This is a genomic window from Desulfosporosinus cupriresistens (assembly GCF_001707885.1).
In the GTDB taxonomy this organism is placed as follows: domain Bacteria; phylum Bacillota; class Desulfitobacteriia; order Desulfitobacteriales; family Desulfitobacteriaceae; genus Desulfosporosinus.
Genome location: NZ_MASS01000003.1, coordinates 124,981 through 139,833 on the forward strand (window position 1 = coordinate 124,981; position 14,853 = coordinate 139,833).

Consider the following 14,853-nt stretch of genomic DNA (forward strand, 5'->3'; position numbering starts at 1 on the left):
TATAGTGCAAAAAGGTCAAGAAAATAAACTTAATATGCCTATTCTGGCTTTTCGTCAGAAATCCTGCTTGGCTGTTTCTGTTTAAACTACAATTTTTATGGCACTTAATATTTTTTATTGACACATTCCTCTTTATACGTTATAATTCACTTCGTTGCAGAAAATCATAGGGGATTAGTTTAATGGTAGAACAGCGGTCTCCAAAACCGTCAGTGCGAGTTCGACTCTTGCATCCCCTGCCAACAAAAAAGATAGACACCGCAAGGATTTGCGGTGTTTTTTAGTTTGCTTAGCAAGTTAACTTTTTTGGGGTTTGGACAGATTTAATTTTATAGGACATATTTGTCTATATGACCCTTCTTAAGTTGTCTCATTAAGTCTCTTCTAATCGTAAAACAACAATCCCTCTGACCCAATAATTCAAAATCACAGCTATTTATCTTCGATAATTCTATATCTTTATATAAAAACTCCTCGAATTCATCCCACCCAAACCAAATCGACCAAACCTCAATGGAATTACTTTCTTGGATGTTATTATTTAGATACTCTTGAAATTGATTTGCCCACTTTAAATCAAAGTTTCCACTAAGCCAATAAATGTATTTTTTCTTAATATATTCTTCAAGTCCATCGGGGGGATTCTTACATATTGAAATTTCTAATCCGCCAGTGTCCGCTTCATTCGGAATAAATAATGCTTCACAATCATCCGGAAGTTTGTCGAGATCCCAGAATGATTCTGGTCTTGGATTCATCTCCTTTAAGTCTTTAACAGTCAACTTGATGACGCCGGACAAATCGATTTCTGGCAATTCACCGTCAGATGCAAGAAATGTAAATCTACTCAAATAATCACACCCTATCAAATATTTAATTCTTCATAAATGACAAGAGAATTACTTTCAAAATTACACTAACCAAGGTGATTCTAGACTTTACAGTTTGGTTGACTAAAATTTCGTCGTTTACTCCGAGCCCCGATATACGCCATTCCATATAACGTTTAGGGATTATCAGCTTCCATCTGACTTGGCTTTTAGTTCAAGTTCTTCCGTCTTACCATCCAAAGTTATCTCCATTTTGTAGACACTATCTAATTGAGGTATCAGACCATTACTTCCACTGACACCTAGGTTGATAGTTCTCGCCAGCATTTCGGGTGTTATTTCCTGAGTACCATAACTTTTATCAGTTCCAGCACTAACGCTGTACTTCATTGGAACTGGGTGCTCAGGGATTTTGCCCTTGTAGATGATAGTCGTTGTTTCTGTATTATAACTATCACATTGAAGCTTATCGTCACTGTCAGTCCACCAGTGTTCATAGTATCTTAAAGAAAGCTTAACGTCCCAGCTTGGACTGTCACCCATGAACACAACCTCTTTTCCTGCATTAAGATCAGTAAAGATTACCTGATTTACTTTCTTAAAATTATCGACAACTGCTTGAGGGTTAGCATTGTACAAATAAGTAATAGAATAGACAAGCTCAAGATTCTTTACGCTGTATTGCTTGGAGAAATAACTTCTTCCTTCAAATGTAAACGCAAATATGTTTCCCTGCTCAAACCATCGAAAGTTTTCCCTTCTCTCTACGAAGGAACTATATGGATAAATAAACAGTAAGTTTCCTTGTAAATCCTTATAAATAGTTGGTTCAGTATCTTTAACCCTAAATTCTTGGGGGTTAAGTGAAGTCTCAGGCAGGAAATTTATTCCTTCAATTCGGAAAGTTTGAATTACATCGTGTGCATTTATAATTTCCCTATTTGCTGCCCCCTCTACCTTATGATCGATGAAGACCGAACCTGAGAGGATGAAGATTGCTAAGCAAGCAAATATCACAGATAAATACCTATGAGGACTGACCGTACGACTAAGGGTATCCGCTTTCACATTCATAAACTCACCCCTAATAATTAAATTATTGAAATAAACGTTGTATTCTCTAGCCTAAAAAATTGAAAATCTACAAACATCACAATATAATAGATAAAGAATGATTTAAGGTTAGTAGTAATAGAAATCCTTCACTAAATTGATTAAAGTTGGCACACAAGGAGGAATCAGTTTTGAATCAGAAGAAAATTATTTATAACGTTTTAAGTGCTATTGAGAAAGGTGAAAATCTATCAAAATTAAAATTCTCAGATTTTGGCCTGAGTCTAATAGAATTTAGGGACTTAATTGATCAAATTCAGGACGATGACTTAATTAAGGGAGCGTCTGTACCTCGCGGGCAAGGAAACCCTGACCGCATGGTGCTTCTTGAGGCTGCCAAAATCACTTTAAAGGGATTGGCTTACTTAAAAAAGAATAGTACTCTTATAGAGACAAAATAGGATTAAACCTTAAAGAAATTAAGAATTACAAGTGGTCGAGTCTGTAAATAATTTGGAGACTCGGGCTCTTTTTTTATACCACCAGAAAGTATAAGGACAACAAGGCCGCCGCCTTCGTTAGAGGCTAAAAAGAAGGCTAATACGTGCGAAGACAGTGTCTTCGCGGGCGCCAGCCAAGTTTTCTTTATGCTCGGAACGATCTCCCATCGTGTGTAACTCCCTATAAGACATCAGACATCTTGCTTGAAAAACGATGTCTACTACAGTATCATAAAACTGAGATTCTAAATGGGGAGGATTGCCCATGACAAGACCCGGCAGAAGCCTGGCTGAAAATGTAGCAGACGATATTCTAGCAATGATCTCCATAGATAAAAAATTTGCCATGGGAGATAAGCTTCCCAATGAAAACCAACTTTCTGAGGATTTACAAGTCAGCCGAACCACCTTACGAGAAGCTATAAGAATTTTAGTCACTCATAATGTCTTAGAAATTCGCCGCGGAAAAGGGACTTATGTGAAGAATAACCCCGAGTTAAACGAAGGGTATAACTTAAAAGACCTCACAACGTGCCAACTGGACGTAAAAGATTTATATGAAATGCGCCTGATTTTCGAGCCACAATCAGCCTATTATGCAGCAAAGCGGGCTACAGATAAAGAGCTTGAGCGGATTCTTTACTACGGGAGGCTAGAAGAAGAACTCATTCTAAAAAAAGAAGATCGAACCGAGGTTGAACAGGCCTTCCATAAATCAATTGCCAAGGCAACTCATAATGAATTTATGAATCGCCTGATGCCTATCCTTTATCAGGCCATTGACAAAGGCGTCCTCTTAGCAGACACGAAGGAGGAAATGATTCAGAACACCTTAAATGACCATCGGATGATCATGGAGTTTCTAGCAAAACGAGATGCTGAAGGAGCGAAAACCGCAATGAAGCTTCATATCATTCATGCCATGAGAGGCTTCGGAATTGCAGAAGAATAACGCAACCCGAGCTATTTCGTCTAAGAAAACAGTTTTTTATATTAGCAGTATAATTTATAGTATGGACATTAGACGTCATACTACGTATAATGTAATTATACAACTTTAGAATAGAGAGGTGTTTAAAATGAATAGTGATGCAGTAACCAAAAGTGTACCGCAACGTGCCTTGTTTCATGCGCTGGGCTTAACAAATGAGGAAATGGAAAGGCCCTTAATCGGCATCGTCAGCTCCAAAAACGATATCGTTCCAGGACATATGAATCTGGATAAAATCGTAGATGCGGTCAAGTTGGGTGTAGCAATGGCTGGAGGAACTCCCCTTGTCTACCCCGCGATTGCTGTATGCGACGGCTTAGCCATGGGTCATCAGGGAATGAAATATTCGCTTGTTACCAGAGAATTGATTGCTGATTCCACCGAAGCCATGACCCTGGCCCATGCCTTTGACGCTCTCGTCATGGTACCAAACTGTGATAAGAACGTCCCCGGTTTATTAATGGCTGCAGCACGCTTGAATATTCCAACCGTCTTTGTCAGCGGTGGTCCGATGCTTGCAGGTAAAGTAGATGGGCAGAAGATTAGCTTTTCCAATGTTTCTGAAGCAGTCAGCGAATTCCAAGCAGGAAAAATCACTAAAGAAAAATTACAGGAATTTGAAAACAAAGGTTGCCCAACCTGTGGTTCCTGTTCAGGCATGTATACGGCGAATAGTATGAACTGCCTGACAGAAGTGTTGGGAATGGGGTTGGAAGGCAATGGCACCATCCCAGCTGTTTATTCGGCCCGGATTCAGCTCGCCAAGCATGCAGGCATGAAAATTATGGAGCTTTTGAAAAGGAATATCCGGCCAAGAGATATTATGACTCAAGGGGCCTTTGAAAATGCTTTGACCTTAGATATGGCTTTGGGTTGCAGTACCAACAGTATGCTGCACCTTCCCGCCATTGCTCATGAATGCGGCATTGAATTAAATCTAGATATCGCCAATGAAATCAGCGACAAAACGCCGAATCTTTGCCATCTCGCCCCTACAGGACATACTTTCATAGAAGACCTCAACGAAGCCGGCGGAATCTATGCAGTAATGAATGAAATCAATAAATTAGGTTTGCTCAAAACCGATTTGATGACTTGCACCGGCCAAACTGTTGGAGAAAACATTGCTGGCTGCCTCAATAAAAATCCGGAAGTAATCCGACCTGTCGAAGACCCTTATAGCAAAACTGGCGGGATCGCAGTTTTAAAAGGCAATCTGGCCCCCGATTCCTGTGTTGTAAAGCGTTCCGCCGTTGCACCCCAAATGCTCAAACATGAAGGTCCTGCCAGAGTATTTGACTGTGAAGAAGATGCCATGCTGGCAATTAATTCCGGCAAGATTGTAGCCGGAGATGTTATTGTAATCCGCTATGAAGGTCCGAAGGGTGGGCCAGGCATGCGAGAAATGTTAAACCCTACCTCTGCAATTATGGGACATGGTCTTGGTGAAAGCGTTGCCTTGATTACCGATGGGCGCTTCAGTGGGGCAACCAGAGGGGCAGCAATCGGTCATGTTTCACCTGAAGCAGCAGTAGGCGGTAATATCGCCTTGATCGAGGACGGAGACATCATCCAAATTGACATTATGGCCAATAAAATTGATTTTATCATCAGTGATACCGAACTAATAAAACGCAGAGCAAACTGGAAACCAAGGAAACCGAGAATTACAACAGGCTACCTGGCCAGATATGCCGCTCAGGTCACGTCGGGCAATAAAGGGGCCATTTTAGAAATTCCCAAGCAATAGCATTATGTCGATTAAGGGCTCATAACCAGGTCTATCTGGGTATGGGCCTTTTTATTAGCTTCCTATACATTTCTGAAAACTATTTCTCCGCCGTTATGTAGACATGATTAAAAACTGGTAACCCATTGCTCCACCATTTTAGAAAATAGTCATTTGTCATAGTCCTATTTCCTGGTAGTTCGGCGTTTTGATCATCTACTTTATCAGAATCGAAGAAATATAGTTCACTTTTATCTTCATCAAACCCTACTAAGGTCATGTAATGCTGCCAGAAGAACTTATTTCCAACCAATACGATAACCGGAGCCTGCCCCTGGACAAGTCTAGCTTTAAGTGACGACAGATCCCCTTTATACATCATTGGTTTTAGCCCTTGAGACTGCAGATATGAAAGGACTCCCTTCGGCAAAACATACCCTGAAAAAGGGATTTTGAAAGGAATTTCAGCATAAACCTCAATACCTTTAGCTTGTTTACCAGAGTTTCTTAAAACAAAAGCTGTCGAATACGCAGCACATTGGTTTTTCCCTTGAAGCTCGAAGCCCGTATTTATTGGCACCTCAAAATTCTTTTGAACGGCCAAAGAAATAGCGTCTCTGTTTGGTAATGGGGATAAACTATATATTGTTCCGACCACTAAACATATCAGCGTTATTAGTAGTAACCACTTCACTCTGACTCGAGAAATTATTGACCTCATAATTCACCTCCAAAAACGTATTTTAACTTATTCCTCTTCGCTAACAAACTCAAATCATATCCTCTCAATTACTAAGGAATCAATTGCGATAAAACTAGACTGTATCTTACACTTAATCATCTCATATATTTTTTGCAAAGTAAGGCGAAACCTGTCTTAATAATAATTAAAGACGAGACTAAACGGTTGAGCTCTACTATACAATTAAAAGTAGTCATAAAAACGGGGTCATCCTTCTTCAAAAGGACAACCCCGCGTTTTCACCTTAATCCAAATTACATTCTCTTAACTTAGAGTCTAAATTCATCATTGCCAGTTTACCATCTAGTAAATTATTTTCTGTCTTCGCCAAAGTTACTTTAGTGTCCGCTATCTTTTTTTGTAGATTCTCTACAGCTACAGAAAGCATGAGTTTTATGCGATTTAGTTGATTGACCTCACTTGCTCCGGGATCATAATCAATGGGAGCGATATTAGCAAGAGGATAAGCTCGTCTGATCTCACGAATCATACCTTTGCCTGTGATATGGTTAGGTAAACAGGCAAACGGTTGTAAACACACAATATTATTTACGCCACTGCGAATCAGCTCGACCATCTCTCCCGTAAGGAACCATCCCTCACCAGCCTGGTTGGCGAGAGAGAGATGTTGTTCTGCATATTTGGCGATCTCTTCAATGGGTTTCGGGGCACTAAACCGTTTGCTAGTCTCCAAAGCCCTCTTCATCTCTTTGCGATAGGCTTCTATTCTATTTATGGAAAGCATTCCAGACAACATCTCCCAAAAGCTGCCCGATAGTTTCTTATACTTAATACGATTATCATACGCACCATACAACAGAAAGTCTGTGAGATCTGGAACGACAGCCTCTGCCCCTTCAGCCTCCAACAGCTCCACAATGTTGTTATTTGCAGTAGGGTGGAATTTAACCAGTATTTCCCCGACAACTCCAACCTTTGGTTTGACTAGATCTTCGTAGATTTCCAGGTTATCAAAATCCGTGACGATTTGCCGAATATTTTCTTCGTGATCTCTTCGATTTCCCTTTTTCAAGGATTCTAGGCACCGATTTACCCAATAGTCATATAAGAGATTAGCTGAACCCGGGAAAGCTTCATAGGGGCGTACTCTATAAAGGACTCGCATTAAAAGATCTCCGTAGATAAGTCCCCTCAATATTTTATTAAACATAGGCATAGTAAATTTAAACCCGGGGTTTTTCTCTAGACTAGATGAGTTTCCCGTATTTAAGGCAATCACTGGAACATGTTCCAGATTGGCATCTTTTAAGGCCTTTCTGATAAAGGCGATATAATTCGTCGCCCGACAACCGCCACCGGTTTGCGTAATAATGACCGAAGTATTGTCTAAATCATATTTGCCAGATCTCAACGCTTTCATCAACTGACCCACGACAATAATGGCGGGATAACAAGCATCATTATGAACATACCTTAATCCTTCATCAATCGCAGACTTATCGACAGAAGGTAAGAATTCGATTGTATAACCTGCGTCCTCAAAGCCATTCTTAAAAAACTGAAAATGAATAGGTGACATTTGAGGTGCCAAAATTGTATGTGTTTTTTTCATTTCCTTGGTAAATAAAACCTTGGGCTGCTTATCATAGCGTTTCTGAGGGACAAAATTCTTCTTTTTCCGCTCATTAATGGCCGCGATCAAGGAACGCAACCGTATTCTTGCGGCACCCAAATTGCTAATCTCATCGATTTTCAACACGGTATAAATTTTTCCGTAAGCCTCAAGTATCTCTTTTATTTGGTCTGTAGTCACTGCGTCGAGACCACAGCCAAATGAGTTCAATTGAATTAACTCTAAATCATTCAGCTTGGCAACATAGCTGGCCGCTGTATACTCTCTTGAATGATATACCCATTGGTCAACAACCCGCAATGGTCTTTCAACCTTGCCCAAATGTTGGATAGCATCTTCGGATAAGATAGCGAATCCGTAGGACGCTATCATCTCGGGTATACCATGGTTAATTTCCGGATCAATATGATAAGGTCTGCCTGCGAGTACAATGCCCCGTATCTTTTTTTCACGGATATAATCTAGGGTTTCTTCGCCTTTTCTTCTGACCTCTTGCTTATACCTTTCTTGTTCTGCATAAGCCTTATGCAAAGCACTCGCTATTTCAGTCTTCGGAATTCCCTCGGGTTGTAACTCTTCTGCCAATCGATTGACCATCCTGCTTGGCATATCGATAGGCAAGAAAGGGTGATAAAAAGTAACATTGGGCTCTCTAAGACTATCCATATTCGCATTAATGGTCTCTGGGTAGGAGGTTACGATTGGGCAGTTGTAATGATTATCTGCCTGTGAATCTTCCACTTGAGCATAAGGGATGCAAGGATAGAATATCTTACAAATCCCTTTTTTAATCAAATCAGCAATATGACCATGCACAAGTTTGGCGGGATAACAGGCAGACTCAGAAGGAATAGTATCCATCCCAAGTTCATAAATTTCTTTAGATGATCGGCCAGAAATAACAACTTGGTAACCTAGTTCCGTAAAAAATGTAAACCAAAAGGGATAGTCCTCATAAATATTGAGAACTCGTGGAATTCCGATAGTTCCTCTCAAAACCTTGTCCTTAGTTAATGGTTTGTAGTTGAATACTCGTTTGTACTTATATTCGTAAAGATTGGGAATCTGACTTTTCAAGGTGTCTTTTCCCGTGCCTCTTTCACAGCGGTTTCCTGAAATATAGTCACTTCCACTTGAGAAATGCTTAATACTTACTAAACAATTGTTCCCACATAATCCACAACGTTTCATCGAAGTTTCTGTATTAAAATCCATGAGATCTTGAGCTTGCATGAGATTAGATTGATGCCCAGCTTCATAACGCTCTTGAGCAATTAAAGCGGCACCAAAAGCGCCCATAATACCGGCTATATCAGGACATACAACTTCTTGCTTCGTGATTTTCTCAAAGGCCCTTAGGACAGCGTCATTATGGAAGGTTCCACCCTGAACCACGATTTTTTTACCGAGCTCTTCGGCGTTTCGCAAACGAATCACCTTATATAGGGCATTCTTGATGACTGAAATCGCTATCCCCGCAGAAATATCACTAACTTCAGAACCTTCTTTCTGCGCTTGCTTTACCCTAGAGTTCATAAATACCGTACAACGCGTCCCCAAATCAACTGGATGTCTGGAATCCTGGCTCAGTCTCGCAAACTCTTTGACATCCATGTCCAGAGAATTTGCAAATGTTTCAACGAAGGATCCACATCCCGAAGAACAAGCTTCATTTAAAGTGATGGACTCAATCACGCCATCACGAATTACTAAACTTTTCATGTCCTGCCCACCAATATCTAAGACGAAATCAACACCAGGCCGAAAAAAATTGGCCGCTGTGTAGTGGGCTACAGTTTCAATTTCTCCGATATCCACTCTCAGGGCTGCTTTAATGAGATGCTCGCCATATCCGGTAACGGCGGAGTTTACAATTTTTGTCTTATTATTTAGTTTTTCATACAAACTTTTCAAGGCCTCGATTGTCGATTCTAAAGGGTTGCCCATATTACTGCCATAGTGTGAGTACAATAAACTTCCTTCTTGATTGACAAGAGCAATCTTGGTGGTTGTCGATCCAGCATCAATACCTAGATAGGCATTTCCTTCATAGTTATCAAGCTCCAGACGCTTGACTTTATGCAAATCATGTCTCTCTTTAAATTCAACATATTCCTCTTTGTTCGCAAAGAGAATTTCTAATTTTTCACCCTCAACATTATTAATGTTATGAATCATTGGTGCTCTTTCAAAGAGACACTCAAATGTAAAAGGCACTTTATCACGTGAGGACAGTGCTGCTCCAATCGCCACAAAAAATTGTGAATCCTCGGGGAAAATCACGCCCTTATTCTCCAGATTAAGGGTTTCGATAAAACGTTGTCTTAGTTCTGACATAAAATGGAGCGGCCCACCCAAAAACGCCACATTTCCTCTGATCGGACGCCCCTGGGCCAGGCCGCTAATTGTTTGATTAACAACAGCCTGTAAAACGGAAACAGCTATATCTTCTTTGGCGGCTCCTTCATTCAGTAAGGGCTGTATATCAGTCTTGGCAAACACACCACATCTGGAGGCAATCGGGTAGATATTCTCATAGTTTTTGGCAAGATCATTTAAACCCGAAGCATCCGTTTGTAATAAGGAAGCCATCTGATCAATAAAGGCCCCTGTTCCTCCTGCACACGTACCATTCATTCGCTGTTCGATCGATTCGCCAAAATACGTTATCTTGGCATCTTCGCCACCGAGTTCTATAGCAGCATCCGTGGAGGGAATAACCTTCTTAATAGCATTCGTGCAAGCAATGACTTCTTGAATAAAAGGGACCTCCAACTTTTGGGAGATATTATAACCTCCAGATCCGGTAACCATCAAGGTCAATAGATGCCCTTGTATGGCTGTTTTAGCATCATCAAGCATCATAACGACTGTATTTCTTATATTAGAAAAATGTCTTAGATATTTCTTATAGACAATATTTTTATCCTTATCTAAAACAACTATTTTTACAGTTGTAGAACCAACATCCAGTCCAATATTTAAAACACTACTCATTTTTTTCCTCCACCATGCACAACATTTATTAAATCTTCGAGAGCTATTTATATTAACAAGTTATTCCTTTTGCGAAAATTTTAACACAAGTGGCTATGCATACCTGAATATCAGTTTCATACGTAAGTTTGTTCATAACTAAAGAAGTAATGAATAGACCAAAATTGGTAGCTAAAAAACTCATGGCCAATGTTTCAGGATTCTCCCTGATTGCTCCCCTATTTTTCATTTCTTCAAAATAGTAGCCTAATAGCTTTCTAAACTCATTTGGGAAATCGAATAACGTTGCATCAAAATTGGGGTTCAATTCATCATTTTTAAAATGCATCAAAATAATTTTTTGATTTCTATACAAAGTATCTTGATAGGAAGAACATATTTTATTTAAATCTCTTTCTAAATCCCATTCCAAACCATCATACAAAGCTCTAAATTTAGGAGAAAAAACAAATTTATCAAATGCCTTCTCGAACAGATTTTGTTTACTTTCGAAATGCCTAAATAAAGTCATTTCGCTTACTCCGGCTTTTTTAGCAATTTCCTTAGTAGTTACAGCGTTAAAGCCTTTTTGCGAAAAGAGAACAATTGAAGCATTTAGGATTTTATCCTCAGTATTCAAGACACGCATATCTCTCTCCAATCATCAACTTACGCTCTTTCATGTTAGTTCTTACTAACATAAGTTTATCATCCTCTATAAATAACTTCAATCCAAGAATTTGGTACAAATGGCATAACCTGTATTCGTTGATTTGATCTATAATAAAAGCCCTATTTTCAAAGAGCTGTTTGCAAAAACGATCGCAAAACAGCTCTTTTTCTTAATGGCTATGAACGGATTTTTAATTGACTTACTAAATTTTCACTGATTTTATCCGGTACTACTTCATATTGGACGAATTGCATGGTAAATGTGCCTCTACCTTGGGTAAGTGACCTCAAATCAATGGCATAGCGCATCATTTCAGCCTGAGGGACATGAGCTCGAATTATTTGATATTTTTCACCTGCATCGATACCCAATAATTTTCCGCGTTTACCATTGAGATCACCAATCACATCTCCCATATAGACTTCAGGCACTCTCACTTCTACCTCAACAACAGGTTCAAGCAAGGTTGGTTTTGCTAACTCTATCCCCTTGCGAAAGGCAACAATCGCGGCAAGTTTAAACGCCATTTCGGATGAATCTACCGCATGATAAGAACCGTCACAAAGTGTGACCTTGATATCGGTCACTGGATAACCAACCATAGTTCCCTCCGCCATAGCCTCACGGATTCCCTTTTCTACAGCTGGTATATATTGCTTCGGTACCGATCCTCCAAAAATTGCTTCGTCAAACTCAAAATCCTTGCCTCCCGAGGGCTCTAAATTAATCCATACATGTCCATATTGACCGTGTCCACCCGTTTGTTTTTTGTGCTTCCCTTCTACTTTTACCTTTTTACGGATTGTTTCACGATAGGGCACACGAGGAACCTTAATAACTACCGCCACCCCAAATTTACGGGTCAGCTTTTCTTGAAGGATTTCTAGTTGCATTTCTCCCAGACCGGTTAAAAGCAGCTCTTTGGTTTCGGTGTTTTTACTAAGTTTGATGGTTGGATCTTCTTCTAGCAAACGTGCCAACGAATTGCTGAGTTTATCCTCATCCCCTTTACTTTTCGGCTCAATGGCCACAGATAAAGAAGGGACAGGAAGATCAATGACCGGAAGCTCCACTGGCTGTTCCTTATCACATAAGGTGTCCCCTGTTTTCACTTCTTGTAATTTAGCGACCACAGCAATATCTCCAGCTGAAACATATGAAACTGGTTCTTGTGTTTTCCCTCTCAGATAAAATGGTTGCGCTATTTTTTCCTCGATCCCGCGAATGGAATTATAGACCAGCGTATCTGCCGTAAACTTTCCCCCATAAACACGCAAGAACGACATTTTGCCTACGTAGGGATCAGCAAGAGTTTTAAACACTAAAGCTACTTTCTCTCTCACTTCTTCAGGAGAAGGCATGGAATGAAAGAAATTCATGACATTTGTAATGCCAATATTTTTATATACTGAGCCGCCAAGCACCGGGACTACAAGATTTTGCTTCAAGGCTTCCCGTAAAGCGGTTTGTAGATCTTCATTACATATTTCTTCTCCTTCCAGGTACTTTGTCAATATTTCATCATCCGCTTCAACGACAGCTTCGGCTAATTGAGCTCTTAAATGATCTGTCTCTTCCTTGTACTCTTCTGGAACCTCTTTAACCGTAAACTTACCGCTCCCATTGGTTTCGTAGTCATACTCTTTGTTCTCGATAATATCGATAAGACCTTTGAAGCCAGCTTCTTGACCGATTGGGATTTGCAAAGATACAAACTTTGCATGAGGATAGGTGTCTCTTAACTGGGCCAATACCTTTCCGAAATTAGCATTCTCTCGATCCAACTTATTAACAAAAACCGCTCTGGGTAACTTTTGTTGTTCCATGACATCCCACGTAATTTCCGCCTGAACTTCCAGTCCTGCAACTCCACTAAGTACTAAGACTCCGCACTCGACGACACGTAATGCGCACTTGACTTCCCCAAAAAAATCCGAATATCCAGGAGTATCCAGAATATTCACCTTAACCCCTTGCCACTCAATCGGAATAAGACTCGTACTAATCGACACTTTGTGTTTCACTTCTTCGGGCAGATAATCCGAAACAGTGTTGCCTTCAGCAATTTTGCCAATACGGTTGATCACACCCGAATTGAACAAAAAAGTTTCCGTTAGGGAAGTCTTTCCTGTTCCACCATGACCAACCAGACAAACGTTGCGAAGATGTTTTGTGTCATAGGTCTTCAAGACGATCTCCTCCTTAGTATGTTATTAAGAAAAAGGACGCATGCCTTTTACTTGCAACAGTATTATTGGAGTTTGTATTATGTCTGAAGCGACTTTTTAGTATTACTTTATTGAGCAGATTAGATCAAGTATTCTCTCTATATTATTAACTTTTCCTTTCGTAAGTTCCCCATATCTTCGTTTGCTTATTTTCAACCATACATTTTCCCATTGCCCAGACACTTTGAACCTCTAAATCTTCATCAAGGAGCACTAGGTCTGCATCGTAACCAACGTGAATCATTCCCTTATTCTTAAGGCGAAGAACATTAGCCACATTAGAGGTAATTGTCCGTAAAGCTACCTCTAATGGAATTCCGAAATTTCTCACCGATTCTCTGACATCACGCCAGAGAACCTCCACCGAACCGACTCCCATGCCGATAAGCACACCCGCTTCGTTATACTGAGGCATACTTCCATTCCCGTCGGAAGTGACGGTAACCCGATCATTAAGGATCTTACGTTCGTTAAACATTTGCAGGACAGCCGGCACCTGTAGTTCAGCTGGAAAATCGTCGCAACCTGCCGTAAGATCAATATAACCACCAGCAAGCAGAAACTGAATCCCCTGTTCAAGTAAAGAGTGCGTTCGGTTTATGTGGGTTGGCATAAATTGTGTAATGGGGATCTCTGTTTGATCAAGAATCGTCCAAATCGGTTGCAATCCTCGCTTACCTTCCCCTAGATGGAGATGAACCACTCCTGCTTTTCCCCCTAGCATTCCACCCACTCGGGCCTCGGCAGCTAAATGCTCAAGCTCAGCAATTTGAGGTTGAGCAGAACGATGATCGGATATCGCGATTTCCCCTGCGCCAACAACTTTTTCGATCAGGGTCAAGTCTTCTTGCAAGGTTGGTAATAGTGTTCTCGTAGGAACCTGATAGGCACCACTATAGACAAACGTGGTTATTCCCTCATCTTCAAGCGCTTGGGCCTTAACAAGAAGCTCCGTCATTGACCGGGATATGGAATCTGTCCCCAAACAACCAACGACTGTTGTCGTTCCTCCCCGAGTTAATTGCGAAAGTTGAATTTCGGGAGTACGTGAAGCTGGGCCAGCTTCTCCCCCTCCTCCACATATGTGAACATGGGCATCGATAAAACCTGGAACTAATGTTTTGCCTTGAAGGTCGACCACTTCCCCTGAGGCATAGTCGGGAAGTCGCAAATTTTTACCGATTGTAGCGATACTCTTGCCAACAATCAAGACATCTGTGTCATCTACAAGTTCCGGGCAATAAAGTTTTGCATTTTTGATTAGTTTCCACACTATGATTCCTCCTATTCGGAGGTATAATACCCCAATTCTGGTCAAATATTCTCTTAGAAAAATCTTTCTCTATAGCGAACCAAAAATCCTTTATTATCCAAATGTTAAACAAAAAAATATCTGAACCTTAAAAGCGCCACGCAGACTCCACTACATAATAAGTGGAGTCTGCGTGGCGCTTAGTCATTTCTTTTTTTATACAAGCATAAGTTTAGAAGTAAACATTTAACTCGATTAACAATTTTGTTTGTGGAGGATTACATG

Annotated in this window: 10 protein-coding genes and 1 tRNA gene; 4 read left to right on the plus strand and 7 right to left on the minus strand. The window is 40.4% G+C overall.

Annotation, left to right across the window (positions count from 1 at the left end):
* The first annotated feature begins 168 nt into the window (after window positions 1-168).
* Window positions 169-242 (plus strand) — tRNA-Trp (locus DSBG_RS02215).
* Between the two features lie 87 nt (window positions 243-329).
* Here DSBG_RS02215 and DSBG_RS02220 read toward each other — a convergent pair.
* Together DSBG_RS02220 and DSBG_RS02225 are read right to left on the minus strand one after the other, a co-directional pair.
* Window positions 330-851 carry a hypothetical protein gene (locus DSBG_RS02220; RefSeq protein WP_068962593.1) on the minus strand — a complete coding sequence of 174 codons (522 nt, stop codon included), beginning with the start codon at window positions 849-851 and terminating at the stop codon, window positions 330-332.
* Window positions 852-1,016: 165 nt separating this feature from the next.
* Window positions 1,017-1,904 carry a hypothetical protein gene (locus DSBG_RS02225; protein WP_068962594.1) on the minus strand — a complete coding sequence of 296 codons (888 nt, stop codon included), beginning with the start codon at window positions 1,902-1,904 and terminating at the stop codon, window positions 1,017-1,019.
* A gap of 170 nt (window positions 1,905-2,074) precedes the next feature.
* Here DSBG_RS02225 and DSBG_RS02230 point away from each other — a divergent pair, with 170 nt between their 5' ends.
* The 3 genes from DSBG_RS02230 to ilvD all read left to right on the plus strand — a co-directional run bounded on the left by DSBG_RS02230 (window position 2,075) and on the right by ilvD (window position 5,124).
* Entirely contained in the window at window positions 2,075-2,344 is a 270-nt protein-coding gene (locus DSBG_RS02230; protein WP_068962595.1) for a YjcQ family protein, read from the plus strand.
* Between the two features lie 304 nt (window positions 2,345-2,648).
* The gene (locus DSBG_RS02235; protein WP_068962596.1) at window positions 2,649-3,335 is read left to right on the plus strand and encodes a FadR/GntR family transcriptional regulator; all 687 of its coding nucleotides are present in this window, start codon (window positions 2,649-2,651) and stop codon (window positions 3,333-3,335) included.
* Window positions 3,336-3,462: 127 nt separating this feature from the next.
* On the plus strand, window positions 3,463-5,124 hold the full coding sequence (gene ilvD, locus DSBG_RS02240; RefSeq protein WP_068962597.1) for a dihydroxy-acid dehydratase: 1,662 nt from the start codon (window positions 3,463-3,465) through the stop codon (window positions 5,122-5,124).
* 79 nt (window positions 5,125-5,203) lie between these two features.
* Here the strand turns inward: ilvD and DSBG_RS02245 are convergent, their stop codons facing one another.
* The 5 genes from DSBG_RS02245 to iadA form a co-directional block, all read right to left on the minus strand.
* Window positions 5,204-5,683, minus strand: a complete 480-nt coding sequence (locus DSBG_RS02245) for a cysteine peptidase family C39 domain-containing protein (RefSeq protein ID WP_242877382.1) — start codon at window positions 5,681-5,683, stop codon at window positions 5,204-5,206.
* 406 nt (window positions 5,684-6,089) lie between these two features.
* The gene (locus DSBG_RS02250; RefSeq protein WP_068962599.1) at window positions 6,090-10,436 is read right to left on the minus strand and encodes a 2-hydroxyacyl-CoA dehydratase; all 4,347 of its coding nucleotides are present in this window, start codon (window positions 10,434-10,436) and stop codon (window positions 6,090-6,092) included.
* Window positions 10,437-10,488: 52 nt separating this feature from the next.
* A complete protein-coding gene (locus tag DSBG_RS02255; protein ID WP_068962600.1) occupies window positions 10,489-11,064 on the minus strand; it encodes a TetR/AcrR family transcriptional regulator in 576 nt (191 codons plus the stop codon).
* A gap of 200 nt (window positions 11,065-11,264) precedes the next feature.
* Window positions 11,265-13,277: an elongation factor G gene (gene fusA, locus DSBG_RS02260; RefSeq protein WP_068962601.1), complete on the minus strand. Its 2,013-nt coding sequence runs from the start codon at window positions 13,275-13,277 to the stop codon at window positions 11,265-11,267.
* A 145-nt stretch (window positions 13,278-13,422) separates the two neighbouring features.
* Entirely contained in the window at window positions 13,423-14,589 is a 1,167-nt protein-coding gene (gene iadA / locus DSBG_RS02265) for a beta-aspartyl-peptidase (RefSeq protein WP_068962602.1), read from the minus strand.
* Window positions 14,590-14,853: the final 264 nt, after the last annotated feature.

Coding starts and splice junctions, on each gene's coding strand:
- DSBG_RS02225 (WP_068962594.1), bottom strand. CDS start 1,904: ATGAATGTGAAAGCGGATACCCTTAGTCGTACGGTCAGTCCTCATAGG.
- DSBG_RS02235 (WP_068962596.1), top strand. CDS start 2,649: ATGACAAGACCCGGCAGAAGCCTGGCTGAAAATGTAGCAGACGATATT.
- ilvD (WP_068962597.1), top strand. CDS start 3,463: ATGAATAGTGATGCAGTAACCAAAAGTGTACCGCAACGTGCCTTGTTT.
- DSBG_RS02250 (WP_068962599.1), bottom strand. CDS start 10,436: ATGAGTAGTGTTTTAAATATTGGACTGGATGTTGGTTCTACAACTGTA.
- DSBG_RS02255 (WP_068962600.1), bottom strand. CDS start 11,064: ATGCGTGTCTTGAATACTGAGGATAAAATCCTAAATGCTTCAATTGTT.